The 14,621-nt window shown below is 41.4% G+C and carries 13 protein-coding genes; all 13 read left to right on the forward strand.

What is annotated here, in order from left to right; all coding sequences use genetic code 11:
- Window positions 1-122 precede the first annotated feature (122 nt).
- The 13 genes from EIZ39_RS02895 to EIZ39_RS02950 all read left to right on the forward strand — a co-directional run bounded on the left by EIZ39_RS02895 (window position 123) and on the right by EIZ39_RS02950 (window position 14,452).
- The gene (locus EIZ39_RS02895; RefSeq protein WP_483296006.1) at window positions 123-965 is read left to right on the forward strand and encodes a ClpP family protease; all 843 of its coding nucleotides are present in this window, start codon (window positions 123-125) and stop codon (window positions 963-965) included.
- Between the two features lie 31 nt (window positions 966-996).
- Window positions 997-1,230 carry a YlzJ-like family protein gene (locus EIZ39_RS02900; protein WP_129197237.1) on the forward strand — a complete coding sequence of 78 codons (234 nt, stop codon included), beginning with the start codon at window positions 997-999 and terminating at the stop codon, window positions 1,228-1,230.
- Between the two features lie 101 nt (window positions 1,231-1,331).
- The gene (locus EIZ39_RS02905; protein WP_129197239.1) at window positions 1,332-3,737 is read left to right on the forward strand and encodes an FtsK/SpoIIIE family DNA translocase; all 2,406 of its coding nucleotides are present in this window, start codon (window positions 1,332-1,334) and stop codon (window positions 3,735-3,737) included.
- 92 nt (window positions 3,738-3,829) lie between these two features.
- On the forward strand, window positions 3,830-3,997 hold the full coding sequence (locus EIZ39_RS26340; protein WP_164984859.1) for a hypothetical protein: 168 nt from the start codon (window positions 3,830-3,832) through the stop codon (window positions 3,995-3,997).
- Between the two features lie 104 nt (window positions 3,998-4,101).
- Complete coding sequence (yfmF, locus tag EIZ39_RS02910) at window positions 4,102-5,382, forward strand: EF-P 5-aminopentanol modification-associated protein YfmF (RefSeq protein WP_368666301.1); 1,281 nt, start codon at window positions 4,102-4,104, stop codon at window positions 5,380-5,382.
- Between the two features lies 1 nt (window position 5,383).
- Window positions 5,384-6,676, forward strand: coding sequence for an EF-P 5-aminopentanol modification-associated protein YfmH (gene yfmH / locus EIZ39_RS02915; protein WP_129197241.1), 1,293 nt, complete (start codon window positions 5,384-5,386; stop codon window positions 6,674-6,676).
- Between the two features lie 60 nt (window positions 6,677-6,736).
- Window positions 6,737-7,471: an elongation factor P 5-aminopentanone reductase gene (ymfI, locus tag EIZ39_RS02920; RefSeq protein WP_129197243.1), complete on the forward strand. Its 735-nt coding sequence runs from the start codon at window positions 6,737-6,739 to the stop codon at window positions 7,469-7,471.
- Between the two features lie 338 nt (window positions 7,472-7,809).
- Window positions 7,810-8,583: a DUF3388 domain-containing protein gene (locus EIZ39_RS02925; protein ID WP_129197245.1), complete on the forward strand. Its 774-nt coding sequence runs from the start codon at window positions 7,810-7,812 to the stop codon at window positions 8,581-8,583.
- 38 nt (window positions 8,584-8,621) lie between these two features.
- Entirely contained in the window at window positions 8,622-9,497 is an 876-nt protein-coding gene (locus EIZ39_RS02930) for a helix-turn-helix domain-containing protein (RefSeq protein ID WP_129197247.1), read from the forward strand.
- A gap of 158 nt (window positions 9,498-9,655) precedes the next feature.
- Window positions 9,656-11,005, forward strand: coding sequence for a 30S ribosomal protein S12 methylthiotransferase RimO (gene rimO, locus EIZ39_RS02935; RefSeq protein WP_129197249.1), 1,350 nt, complete (start codon window positions 9,656-9,658; stop codon window positions 11,003-11,005).
- Entirely contained in the window at window positions 11,002-11,577 is a 576-nt protein-coding gene (gene pgsA / locus EIZ39_RS02940; RefSeq protein WP_129197251.1) for a CDP-diacylglycerol--glycerol-3-phosphate 3-phosphatidyltransferase, read from the forward strand. Before rimO ends, pgsA begins: the two co-directional genes overlap by 4 nt.
- Window positions 11,578-11,597: 20 nt before the next feature.
- On the forward strand, window positions 11,598-12,848 hold the full coding sequence (locus EIZ39_RS02945; RefSeq protein WP_129197253.1) for a competence/damage-inducible protein A: 1,251 nt from the start codon (window positions 11,598-11,600) through the stop codon (window positions 12,846-12,848).
- A gap of 17 nt (window positions 12,849-12,865) precedes the next feature.
- The gene (locus tag EIZ39_RS02950; RefSeq protein ID WP_129197255.1) at window positions 12,866-14,452 is read left to right on the forward strand and encodes a DEAD/DEAH box helicase; all 1,587 of its coding nucleotides are present in this window, start codon (window positions 12,866-12,868) and stop codon (window positions 14,450-14,452) included.
- Window positions 14,453-14,621: the final 169 nt, after the last annotated feature.

Below are 14,621 nucleotides of genomic sequence, written 5' to 3' on the forward strand. Positions count from 1 at the left end.
TATTGTACAGGACTTGGGCTTTTCATTTTAATTTTCATGAAGGGCTTTGTACATGTTCTATAAGATTCAGTCCATAATAATGGGGGAAGCTCCAAGTTCCGTTAATTATGGAGGGAAAAGACATGTCTTATGATTGGAACCAATTTAGACCTTATAACAATAATCCGATGCAAACTCCTGTACGAAATCCAATGTTTGTGAACCAGCCTGGCCAACCACCTAATTCAGATCCTGGTCAGCAGCCCAATCGAACGGAAGCCCCAGCACAGCCAAATGAGGATCAAAAAAAGAAGGGGATCTTAGAAACCATCCAACAGTTAGGGCAAACGGCGGTAGCTACAAGTCCTGAGAGTAATATTCATTGTTTGACCATTATTGGCCAAATTGAAGGACATATGCAATTACCTCCTCAGAATAAGACAACAAAATATGAACATATTATCCCTCAATTAGTTGCAATTGAGCAAAATCCTAAAATTGAAGGATTGCTCCTTGTCCTTAACACAGTTGGAGGTGACGTGGAAGCAGGCTTGGCCATTGCCGAAATGATTAGCTCTCTTTCCAAGCCGACGGTCTCCTTGGTGCTAGGGGGAGGTCATAGTATTGGGGTGCCTATTGCTGTATCAGCAGATTATTCTTTTATTGCCCCATCTGCTACGATGATTGTTCACCCCGTACGCTTAACAGGGCTTGTTATTAATGTAGTAGAATCCTTTGAATACTTAGAGAAAATGCAGGATCGTGTGGTCAGATTTGTCGTGGAACATTCGAAGATTGAAGAAGAAAAGTTCCGTGAGCTTATGCTAAAAGTTGGAGAGCTAACAAGAGACGTCGGAACCAATGTGGTTGGAACTACTGCAGTTGAAGTCGGGTTAATTAATGAAGTGGGTGGGATTGCCCAGGCAATGAAAAAACTTAATGAATTAATCCAACAACAAAAATCGCAAAATCCAATGTTACAGTAAATTAAAATCTAACCTGTTGGGTGGGATGAACATGATCATATATTCCGTAATGCCTATGGAAATGATAATGAAGAATTTGGATTCTACGGAATATCAGTATCAAGAAGCGGAGATTGAGGGAGTGAAAATGCTCGTTGAACCAGTACCTCATTCCACCGAAGTTAAAATTGTAAGATTAATGAGTCCGAATCCACAGGATTATTTAAATCCTAAATACATGCCCGGTCAGACCATACATTTTCGACCGGAGATTAGCCATTCTTAAGATGAGGAACTATTATCCAACTGCTTATTATGGTATAATATAGAAAATCATGGGCAGCCCCCTCTGTGGCTGCCTTTTTTCGGGTGAGAGGTGGATTATCAATGGCATCTAGCAAAAACAAAAAAAGTAAAAAACAGAATTCACCCAGATTCTCATTAAAGAGTACGTTGGTGTTCGAGTTATATGGACTAGTTCTTTTAGCCGTATTTCTTATCACTCTTTCAAAGTATGGTTGGGTTGGGGAAACTTTTTCTTGGATCGTTCGTTTCCTTACGGGTACTTGGGATTTTATCATTCCCTTGATTGGGATCTTCTGTGCAGCGCATATTATGGTTCGAAGGCAATGGCCAATTCTGTATACTCCCCGTTGGGTTGGGTTATTTATCATATTTTTCTCGGTTTTGCTCTTTGATCATATTCTCTTCTTTGATCAGTTATCAGCTCAGGGTAAATTTACAGATCAAAGTATTGTGAAGATTTCATGGGATGCTATCCTACAAGAAAAAGCACAGCTGGAATCAGGAATGGTTTCAACTACGGATATTGGCGGAGGAATGATTGGGGCAGTTGGACTTGCTATCAATTATTACCTATTTGCTCGTACCGGAACGATGATTATTGCCTTCTTTTCGTTTCTTATAGGTCTCATGCTTCTTTTTCAAATATCCTATGTTGCCTTGTTTACAAGAGGACGAGACTTGGTATCTGTTGCAGGCAAGTCTGTTGCAAACAAAGGGAAAGAGGCCGTTCATTTAATGCTTGAACGAGCTGAAAAGGAAGATTCAAAGAATGAGGTGACGAAAGGGAAGCCCGAGCCTAAAGGAGATTTCTCCTCTGTTGATTTTGATTTTCGTAAACCGGCCATGGAACCACAACAAGGGAGTTTTGATCCACCAGTTATACACGATTTTATAGAAACAGCTTATAAGCAAGAGGAACTAGATCTTGGCTTGGAGCCCCTTTCTTCCAAGGAACCGTCTTCACGAACCGGGGGCACCAAGGAGAAGCCTGCAGAGGTGGAATTAGATTTAAAGGATATGGAATTTATACAGATGGAGGAGAGCAATGGGGTGATAGTAGAGGAACCAGCTCCTCATTATGAGATCCCAAGCTTATCTTTGTTAGCGAGACCTAAACTTGCTAAGCAACAAGGAAAAGAATATCGAGATATGCAGTCCAATGCACGAAAATTAGAACAAACACTTGAAAGCTTTGGTGTGAATGCAAGAGTCATGCAGATTCACAGAGGTCCGACAGTCACACGGTATGAAGTTCAGCCTGCTGTAGGAGTAAAGGTTAGTAAAATTGTCAATTTAGCCGATGACATTGCTCTAGCATTAGCAGCAAAAGATATCCGAATAGAGGCTCCGATACCTGGGAAATCGGCCATTGGGATCGAAGTACCGAATTCGGAAGTCGCTGTAGTTAGTCTCAGAGAGGTTCTAGAGAGTGGGACTTATCAGGACTCAGAAGGTAAACTCAACGTAGGATTAGGCCGTGATATATCGGGCGAACCGATTATTGCAAACCTTGCAAAGATGCCGCATTTACTTGTAGCCGGGGCTACCGGTAGCGGAAAAAGTGTTTGTATTAATGGAATTATTACAAGTGTACTCTTTAAAGCAAAACCTCATGAAGTGAAGCTTATGATGATAGACCCGAAAATGGTGGAGCTAAATATGTACAATGGGATTCCTCATTTGTTGGCTCCCGTTGTAACAGATGCAAGAAGAGCTTCCATGGCCTTGAAAAAAGTAGTTGTGGAAATGGAAAAAAGGTATGAGCTATTCGCCAAAAGTGGAACAAGAAATATCGATCTATATAACCAAGCGGTAGTTCAATCCGGTACAGGGAAACCTTTACCCTTTATTGTAGTCATTGTGGATGAGTTAGCAGATCTTATGATGGTTGCTGCCGGCGATGTTGAGGATGCGATATGCCGATTGGCCCAGATGGCAAGAGCAGCTGGGATTCACTTGATTATTGCTACACAACGACCGTCTGTTGATGTAATTACTGGAGTGATTAAGGCGAACATTCCATCACGGATTGCCTTCGGAGTTTCCTCTATGACGGATTCAAGAACGATTCTTGATATGGGCGGAGCAGAGAAGTTGCTCGGTCGTGGGGACATGCTCTATCTCCCCATGGGAGCTTCGAAGCCAACCCGGGTTCAAGGGGCTTTCGTTTCCGATGAGGAAGTAGAAGCAGTCGTTGAATACGTGAAAAATCAGCAAAGTGCTAAATACCATGCAGAGATGATTCCGGCAGAACCTGAACAAGTGACCGAAGCAGTACCCGAAGATGACTTGTATGATGAAGCGGTAAAACTTGTAATTGAAGCCCAAACCGCTTCTGCTTCTTTACTACAGCGTAGATTTCGTATAGGCTATACACGAGCTGCTCGACTAGTTGATATGATGGAGGCGAATAAGATCGTCGGACCATTCGAGGGAAGTAAGCCACGAGAAGTTCTAGTTAAAAAGAACGAATCTAATATTTCATAGCCTTGTGGTTTCTGAATAAAAAACACATATCTTCCAAAACTAATGATGTAAGTGGAAGCACATAGGTCAAATGAGTTCGAGGATGTGGAGATATGTGGTCTTGCCCCTATTGCGGAAATCATAGCGGTGTAAAGTTTAAGGATATGAACTTGCAAGGGATGCTATGTATGCACCCGGATTGTGGACGTTTTAATGAGTTGGACGAAGCCAAGTTTGCGGAATTGAATCTAGAAGAGAACGAATCATGGAGTTTTGCCTAATCGCGAAACTCCATTTTGTTTGATAACCCCTTAATTTAGGTTAAACTATGAAGGGAAGTGGAGTATAATGGAAATAATACACTCAAAAAAGGAGAGGGATCATATTGGGTCAACTCTTGTTTGACAGCGTTTCAGTTCATGACATGAACCTACATGTGTTATCCACGGATAAATTTAAAACAACTACAATTGTCATTCAGGTGGAGCAAGATTTACATGAAAATACCGTGACGAAGACGGCATTGGTGCCTTATGTCCTAAAGCGAGGGAGTACTAAATATCCAACGACTAGACAGCTTCGACAATATTTAGATAGCTTATTTGGAGCCGTGTTTCATACCGATGTTATAAAAAAAGGAGAGAAACAGATCATCCAGATCCAACTTGAGATGGCAAATGAAAAATTCCTCTCTGATCCATCTCCCTTATTGAGTCGTGGGATCGAATTCCTGGGTGAAGTAATAACTCAGCCTTTAGTGCAAAACGGAGGTTTTCACCCAAGCTTTGTTAAATCGGAAGCCGAGCTGTTGAAAAATAAGATTACAGGTCTTGTTGATGACAAGATCAAATACGCTAATCAACGAGTTACAGAGGAAATGTGTAAGAATGAGCCTTACCGATTGTTGTCTTATGGGAAGCTAGAAGAATTAGACAAGATCGATCCGGTCGATCTGTATACATACTATCAACAGCTACTATCCCAGAATCCTATAGATATTTATGTTGTTGGGGACGTTCGGACAGCAGAAGTCAAGGAGGAAGTTAGAAAATATTTCAAGATAGAGCGAAATGAAGTGAAGAAACTCGTCTTTAATCCCGTTCAAAAAAGGGAGGTCGAGGAACACACCATAGTAGAACAGATGGAAGTGGGGCAGGGAAAATTAAATATAGGATGTCGCACGCAGACGACCTTAGCCGATGCGGACTATGAAGCGTTGTTAATGTATAACGGAATCCTAGGAGGATTCCCTCATTCCAAGTTGTTCGTTAATGTAAGAGAAAAGGAAAGCTTAGCGTATTATGCGGTCTCCCGTCTAGAGAGTCAAAAGGGAATTCTTATGATGATGTCGGGTATAGAGATAGATAAATATAACCAGGCAGTCGAGATTATGAAGGAACAGCTTCAAATGATGAAAAAGGGAGAGATTAGTGATCAGGAGCTATCCCAGACGAAAGCGACCCTTAGAAATCAGTTGCTAGAAACCAAGGATAACGCTAGAACCATTATTGATTTTACTTATAACACTCGTTTAGCAGGAACAGAAAAATCGCTTGAAGAGATGCTTGAGAAAATAGAAAAAGTGAGTGTGCAAGATATTGTAAATATCGCTAATAAAGTAGAAATTGACACCATTTACTTTTTAAGAGACAAGGGGGGGAATTAACATGAAGGAAATCACATATGATCAGCTAAAAGAAACCCTCTATTACGAAAAACTCGATAATGGTCTCGATGTTTATATCCTACCTAAGCATGGTTTTAGTAAAACCTACGCGACTTTTACGACAAAGTATGGTTCCGTTGATAATCATTTTAAGGTTCCTGGGAAAGATCAAGTGAAGGTTCCAGATGGTATAGCTCATTTTCTAGAGCATAAGATGTTCGAAGAAGAAGAAGGCGGAGATGTGTTCAATAAGTTTGCCACCTATGGGGCATCGGCTAATGCCTTTACAAGCTTTGATCGCACCGCTTATCTGTTTTCTTCTACTGGGAACGTCAAAGAAAATTTGACAACACTACTGGATTTCGTACAAAGTCCGTACTTTACTGAAGAAAATGTGGAGAAGGAAAAAGGGATTATAGGCCAAGAAATTAAAATGTACGATGATAATGCTGATTGGAGGGTTTATTTTGGATTAATTCAAAATATGTACCACCATCATCCTGTTCAGATTGATATAGCTGGAACCATTCCTTCCATCACGGAAATAACAAAAGATATGTTGTATACCTGTTACGAAACATTTTATCATCCTAGCAACATGTTATTGTTTATTGTGGGAGCAGTAGAGCCTAAGGAGATCTTGAACTTAGTTAGAGAAAACCAAGCCAAAAAGAATTACCAAGCTCAAGAGGAAATTGAAAGGTTCTTCGAAGATGAGCCTACTCACGTAGATGTTCCTCAAACAATAAAAGAAATGACCGTTGCGATGCCTAAAGTGATGTTTGGCTATAAAGAAAAAGAGGTAGGATTAGTCGGGGATGACCTACTAAAGCGTGAATTGACAACACAACTTGTATTAGATATTCTTCTAGGGCAGAGCTCAAATTTATATCAGAGCCTGTACGAAGAAGGACTAATTAATGATACATTTGGCACGGATTATAGTGGAGAGAGTAAGTATGGTTTCTCTGTTATGGGTGGTGATACACCGGACCCTGAGAAATTAGTCAAAATGATTACGGAAGGATTAGAAGCAGCGAAGGAAAAAGGAATTGAGACTGATGAGTTCGAGTTAAATCGAAAGAAAAAAATCGGATCATTCTTACGTTCCTTAAACTCGATTGAGTTTGTGGCTAATTCCTTTACAAAATATAAATTTAATGGATCAGATTTATTTCATATCGTTCCAACTCTCGAGCAAATTACACTAGCAGATGTAAACAACAGACTAAGGGACCATATTCAAAAAGAACAGTTGAGTGTTTCTATCATAAAGCCGCTAAAAAGGGACTAAAGAGAGAAAAGGGGAGGAGATGATTTGATCCTCCTTTTTTCTTTAGGAGGATTTTTGGAAATGAACGAGGAGAAATGGGCGTTAGTGACTGGAGCGAGTGGAGGAATCGGATCAGCTATTGCTAAGTTGCTTGCTCAAAAGGGTTACCATCTATATTTACATTATCGCAGCGGGGAGGAGGAAATAAAAAAGGTAAAGCAGGTCTGTGAGCAATCCGGTGCTCTGGTTATCCAACTTAAAGCAGATCTGTCCCGTATTGAAGAAATAGAGGGTTTGGTTTCCCAGATTTCAAGAATGCCTGATGTTCTAATTAATAATGCCGGTATAACTCATTATGGTTTATTCACGGAGACGCAGTTAGGGGATATTGAGTTGTTGTATCAAACGAACATCCGAGCCCCGTTTATTCTCGCCCAGAAGCTCGCACCTTCTATGGTTAACAAGCAATCGGGCAGAATAATTAATATATCTTCCATTTGGGGAGTGACAGGAGCATCATGCGAGGTACTCTACTCTACAACGAAAGGGGCTCTTCTTGCGTTCACTAAGGCATTAGCTAAGGAATTAGCACCAAGTCAGGTGACGGTCAATGCAGTTGTCCCTGGAGCAATTGAAGGGAAATTACTTAGTCGTCAATTTGCTGAGGAAGAGTTGAGCATGATTGCTGAGGAGATTCCCATGGGACGATTGGGCAAGCCTGAAGAAATTGCTTCATTGGTATGGTATTTAATGCAACCGGAGGCACAGTATATCACCGGTCAAGTCATTAGTCCTAACGGAGGATGGTATACTTAAGAAAATAAGCATAAAGAGGACGAAAACTTCCCATATTAATTGTGAGCAGGTTTTACCACCTGCGTACGTCCATTCAGGGAGGGGCGTTTGTGTCCGCTAGTGGTAAACCTTAGCTCTACTTTTATTTTATATACCCCCATATGGGGGTTATTTCTTTTTATTTTTTAGTAGAAGCTTTGATTGTGACAAGCTATAGAACATTTTCTATACATAAGGTTGAAATCCTATGGAGAAAACAAATAAAATGAGTTATGTATCTAATAAAATATGGTATACTTGCCAGAAAGATTATCTTTCCGCTTGGCCACATGATCGATGGGATTTAGGGGGATTATAATATGGAAACTCAAGATTGGTATTTAGAATATGAAATTCATAAGAACAGACCAGGGTTACTCGGAGACATTGCTTCGATCCTGGGTATGCTTACGATAAATATTATTACCATAAACGGCGTTGAAGTTCGCCGTAGAGGGATGTTACTTCAGACTGATGATGATAAAAAAATTGAGTTACTGGGAAATATATTAAGAAAGGTAGAAAACATTACCATTACGGCTCTTCGACCTCCAACCATAATGGACACCCTTGCCGTGCGTCATGGTCGCTATATCGAGAGGGATATGAAGGATAAGAAGACCTTTCGATTTTCCAGAGATGAAATTGGATTACTGGTGGATTTCATGGCTGAAGTCTTTAAGAAAGAAGGACATCAGTTAATTGGGGTGCGAGGTATGCCGCGTGTCGGGAAAACGGAATCCATGGTGGCTGCGAGTGTATCCGCGAATAAGAGATGGATTTTTATTTCCTCAACCCTATTAAGGCAAACTGTACGTAACCAATTAGCTAATGATGAAATGGTAGCTGAGAGCGTATTTTTTATTGATGGTATTGTTTCAACCATGCGTTCAACGGAAAAGCACCATTCGTTAATGAGGGAAGTTATGCGTTTTCCGGCACCAAAGGTCATTGAGCATCCGGATATTTTTGTGCGTGAAACAGAGTACACTCTTGACGATTTTGATTACATCATTGAGTTAAGAAGTCATCCGGATGAGGAAATTACGTATGATCTAGTTGAATCGAGCTTTACAGGATTTGATTTAGCTTAAGGATTAGGCAAGGTCATGAATTATAGGGAGGTGAAACAGTGAATGAATTGGGTGAAATGCTAAAAGAAGCAAGAATAAAAAAGGATTACACCCTTGAAGATATACAAAAAACAACGAAAATTCAAAAGCGCTACTTAGAAGCCATTGAGGAAGGAAATCTTGATGCTTTACCAGGTCATTTCTATGCTCGAGCATTTGTTAAGAGTTATGCGGAGGCTGTTGGTTTAGACCCCGAAGTCGTATTAGGTCAAGTAAAAGCAGAACTTCCTACACCTACAGTGGAAGAACACATAGTTCCACTAAGACGAGGCAGGCAGCCAAAAGCTCCTATTCAAGGCGGAAGATGGCTGTCTCGAGTGTTGCTTTATTTGTTTGCTGTGCTTATACTTTTCGTTATCTACATAGCTGTCTCAGAATTAGATAAAACGCCGGATGCGGGTGGGGATCAAGTTTCTCCGAATGCACCTATGATGCCTCCAGAAGTAGAACAGGGGGCGGATACGCCTGCGACTCCTGACGGACAGAGTCCCACTCCTCCAAGTGCAGAGCCAACGCCAACCGCTCCTCATGCAGCAGCGGAACCACCGGCACCTTCTGCAGCTTTGTCCTTTGTTCAACAACAAAATAATATCTATCGATATGAACTTACAGGAGCTAAAGATTTTTCCATCGCTATTCAAGCCACGGGTAGTTGCTGGTTACGGGTATTGAAAAATGGACAAAACGGGGAAAAAGTGGATGAACTGACTATGACTCCGGGAATGCAAAAGGAATGGACCCTTACAGGTGCGCAAGAAGCGTGGATACGCTTAGGAAGTGCACCTGATGTTAAGATAACAGTAAATGGCCTAGCATTAGACACAAGTCAAATGAAACGTTCATCACAGATCATAGCCATAACCCTAAAGCCATAACCCTTGCTAATAGGAGGTAATCTTCTCCTGAGCAAGGGTATCTTTTTTGACAGTGATCTATCCATATATTATACTGTAGGAGGCAAAAAAAGCTCATCATTGGATAAGATATGCGAGTCGATCATAGAAGTTTAAAGTAGAAAAGTGAGGCAAAACGAATGACTATAAAAACGAACACCAAGGAAAAAGTGGCGATTGTAACCTTGGGGTGTGAGAAGAACCTTGTAGATTCCGACATTATGTCTGAATTAATAGATAAACGGGGCTATGAACTGGTTAAGACTCCGGAAGAGGCTACGGTTGTCATTGTAAATACTTGCAGTTTCATTGATGCAGCTAAGGAAGAGTCGGTTAATACGATTCTCGATATGGCTGACCTGAAGGAAAAAGGCAACGTAAAATCATTGATCGTAGCAGGATGTCTCACGCAGCGTTACAAGGAAGTGCTATTAGATGAGATGCCGGAGATCGATGGTATTGTAGGTACAGGCGACTTCGATAAAATTACGGATATTATTGAAAAGTCTCTCATTGGGGAAAGACCCGTATTTGTGGGTAATCCTGCATTTTCCTATGAGGATGTAGCTAGGCGTAAGGTCGAAGCAGGAACCTACACAGCGTATGTAAAGATCGCTGAGGGATGTGATAATACTTGTACCTTCTGTATTATCCCGCAACTCCGTGGGAAATTCCGTTCACGTACGATTGAGTCCGTTGTTCGTGAAGCCGAGGATTTAGCTCGACAAGGCATTAAGGAGATCAGCTTAATTGCTCAGGACTTGACTAACTATGGTATGGATTTATACGGCGATCACCGTCTTCCTCAGTTACTTACGGAAGTGAGTAAGGTGGATGGTATTGAATGGGTGAGAATTCATTATGCATATCCGGGGTACTTTACGGATGAGCTCATAGAGGTAATTGCAAACAATCCGAAGATTTGTAACTACATTGACATGCCATTGCAGCACAGCGAAGACGCTATCTTAAAGAGAATGCGTCGCCCAGGTCGACAACGAGATACTCGTGAGCTAGTAAGAAAAATGAGAGATAGAATTGGACAAGTGGCGATTCGAACTTCAATTATTGTTGGTTTTCCTGGTGAAACGGAAGAAGAATTCGAACGTCTATGCGAATTTGTGAAAGAGATGAAGTTTGACCGTCTAGGAGTCTTCACTTATTCCCAGGAAGAGGGGACCGCGGCTAATCGCCTTGGAGATCAGATTGATGAGGAAACTAAGGAACGCCGTGCGAATACTTTAATGGAGATTCAACGTGAAATTGCTAATGACCGGAATGGTCAATTCGTAGGTCAAGTTTTAGATGTTCTTATTGAGAAGTATGATGGGAAAAACGATATCTACATTGGGCGAACTCAATTTGATGCACTAGAGATCGACGGCGAAGTATTCGTGACGGGGTATAAGGGTCCATTAGGTCAAATAGCAAAGGTAAAGATTACGCATTCTTACGATTATGACTTGTCGGGGGAGGTAAGTCTAGGTTGAATCTACCTAATAAGATAACCTTGGCACGTATTTTTTTAGTACCAGTAGTGATGCTTTTCCTACTGGTACGCTTTGATTTTGGTGTTTTTACAATTGGAGCATTTAAAATTACATACAGTGAAATTATCGCTACATTGATTTTCATCATTGCTGCTAGCACAGATGGTCTGGATGGCTACATTGCACGAAAAAAGAAACTGGTTACCAATCTTGGTAAGTTTCTTGACCCATTGGCAGATAAACTGTTGATCTCTGCGGTACTCATATCGTTAGTGGAGATGCAACGTTTAGATGCATGGGTGGCCATTCTTATTATCAGCCGAGAGTTTGCTGTAACGGGTCTCAGGTTAGTGGCTGTAGCAGAAGGGCAAGTCATTGCAGCGAGCAATTGGGGCAAGTTGAAAACGGTAGTGCAAATCGTTGCCGTCTGTTCCCTCATGATCAATAACTTCCCGTTTTCCTATATAGGTATTCCCTTCTCAACCATTGCTGTCTGGGCCGCCATTATTATTACTCTCTTCTCAGGAGTAGATTACTTTGTTAAAAATAAGCATGTTATAGATTTTAGTTAGACAAAAAGGGGTGAGGGGAAATGAGAGCGGAGATTATCGCGGTCGGTACGGAGCTTCTACTAGGTCAGATCGCCAATACAAACGCACAATACATATCTAAGAAGCTGGCCGAGCTTGGAGTGGATGTCCTTTATCATTCGGTAGTCGGAGATAATACAGATCGGCTTAGAAGAGTCGTAGAGGCGGCTCAGAGCCGTTCCCAGATCATTATCTTTACAGGTGGCTTAGGTCCAACGAAGGATGATTTAACTAAGGAGACCATTGCTAAGTGCATTCATAAAACATTAGTATTGGACCAAACAGCCATGCAGCGAATCGAAGAATTCTTTATTCGACGCGGTATTGTTATGACTGAGAATAATCGCAAACAAGCGATGGTTATCGATGGCTGTACAGTCTTACCCAATGACCATGGGATGGCCCCAGGAATGGCCATAGAGGCGCAAGGGCTCCATTATATCTTATTGCCTGGTCCGCCGCGTGAATTAAATCCAATGTTTGATTCTTATGGTATACCTTATCTACAAACGCTGTTCCCAGATGAGCAGATTGTTCACTCTAAGGTGTTGCGTTTTTTTGGAATTGGAGAGTCGGCACTTGAAGAAACCTTACTAGATCTTATTGATAATCAAACTAATCCGACAATTGCTCCGTTAGCAAGTGAAGGGGAAGTGACCATCCGGTTAACTGCTAAGACGAAGACGGTTGAGATAGCTAATGACATGATTCACCAATTAGAGTCGATAATCTATAGTCGCGTAGGGCAATATGTCTACGGATATAACCAAGATACTTTAGAGAGTGTTGCTTTTGACCTGTTAAAAGAAAAAAAGCTGACGCTAGCTCTAGCAGAGAGCTGCACTGGTGGACTGGTTAGCCGTTTGATTACAAGTATACCAGGCTCTTCAGAAGTTTTCGTTGGTGGAGTTGTGAGCTACTCAGCTGAAGCTAAAGAGTTGTTGTTAGATATCCCCTCAGGCTTAATTAATCAAGATGGAGCGGTTAGTGCTTCTGTTGCTGAAAAGATGGCTTTGCAGGTCAGACTGAAGTTGAATGCAGATATTGGTTTATCGATTACTGGAGTAGCTGGTCCTGGACAAACGGAAGAAAAGCCGGTTGGACTGGTTTATATCGGTATTTCCTCAGCATTCGGTGAGGAAACGTTAGAGCTTCGACTTTCTGGAACAAGAGAAGGAATCCAAATTCGAGCTGCTAAAAATAGTCTTTTCTTACTCATCCAGCAGTTAAAAGAACGAAACGAAATTAATTGAATACAAGGTGGTAAAATATGATTACTTTTTCAGATTTTGATCTACATCGCAATGTACATAGAGCCATTCATGATATGGGCTTTGAGGAGCCATCTCCCATTCAAGCTTCAGCTATTCCTCTCATTCTTCAAGGTAAAGACCTGTTAGGCCAAGCTCAAACAGGAACAGGAAAAACGGCAGCTTTTGGAATACCACTCATCGAAAAAATGACCAACGAACTTAAAGTTCAGGCCCTTGTACTCACTCCAACCCGTGAATTAGCCATTCAAGTTTCGGGTGAACTTCGAAAAATCTCTAAGTATAAGCGTACTCGTACACTTCCTATTTATGGTGGGCAATCCATTGGTCATCAGATCCGTACATTAAAACAAGGTGTTCAAGTCGTTATAGGGACTCCTGGAAGAATATTAGATCACTTGAGAAGAAAAACCCTTCGTCTAGACGAAGTAAGTATGGTTGTACTCGATGAGGCGGACGAAATGTTGGATATGGGCTTTATCGATGATATTAAAGAAATTCTTGGGCATACGCCTAATACTAGACAGACTTTATTATTTTCAGCAACAATGCCACATGAAATAAAAGATCTGTCTAGACGATATATGACTGACCCAGAAACGGTTGCCATCAATCGAAAAGAAGTTACCGCTCCTCTTATTGATCAAGTCTATTATAAGGTTCTAGAACGCAATAAAATGGAAAGTCTATGTCGCATATTAGACAGTGAGGATATAGGGTTAGGAATTGTCTTCTGCCGTACTAAACGCGGTGTAGACGAACTAACTGACGCCCTTCAAGAAAGGGGCTATATGGCGGATGGACTACACGGGGATCTTAGTCAAGCCCAACGAGATCGCGTGATGAAAGCTTTCCGTGATTCAACCATTGAATTGCTTGTCGCTACAGATGTCGCTGCTAGAGGGATTGACGTAGGAAATGTAACTCATGTTATCAATTACGATATCCCTCAGGATCCAGAGAGCTACGTCCATCGTATTGGAAGAACCGGTCGAGCAGGGCGTAAGGGAATTGCGCTAACTTTGGTTACTCCTAGAGAGATGAAGCAATTAATTACGATTGAAAAAGTAACCAAATCTTTAATACAGCCGCGCAACGTGCCTACTTTAGAGGAGGTTGCTGAGCGCCAACAAGGACAATGGAGAGATCAAATGGTTTCTTTATTGTCACAAGATGTGGACTTATCCCTATTTAACAGTATCGTAGAAGAACTTTCACAGAAGTTTCCTCTGGAAAGAATTGCCTCTGCAGCTCTCTACACGGCCTTTTCCTCCTCGCTTCAAGTAGGTGAAGAAGAGGAAGTGTATAACTTTGGAGAAACTGGAGCCACTAAAGGCATGGTTCGCTTCTTTATGAACGTAGGAAGAAATGTAGACATTAAACCGCACGATTTAGTCAAAGAAGTGTCAGAAATGGTTGGGATTTCCTCTAAGTCTATTGGACGTATCGATATCTTTGAAAAATTTACCTTCTTTGAAGTGACTGAAGAAGTAGCACCATTCGTTTACGAGGCCCTTCGTCAATCCAGGATTAAGGGTGCGAGGGTGAATGTAGAACCTGCAAAACCAAGAGGCGCGAAAGCATAGATGCCTGCTGGCTTAAGAGAGGCTCTCCTTAGTAGGGGAGTCTTTTTTTATGGACAGCATCTTGGTTGTTTAACATTGAAAATCATGTAATTTTTAATTAACAGTTTAAAAGAACGCATTTCACCAAAAGGGAACATCTGTTTGTAAAAAACTATTGGCAAGTGCCGTG

It is taken from the genome of Ammoniphilus sp. CFH 90114, assembly GCF_004123195.1.
Lineage (GTDB): Bacteria > Bacillota > Bacilli > Aneurinibacillales > RAOX-1 > YIM-78166.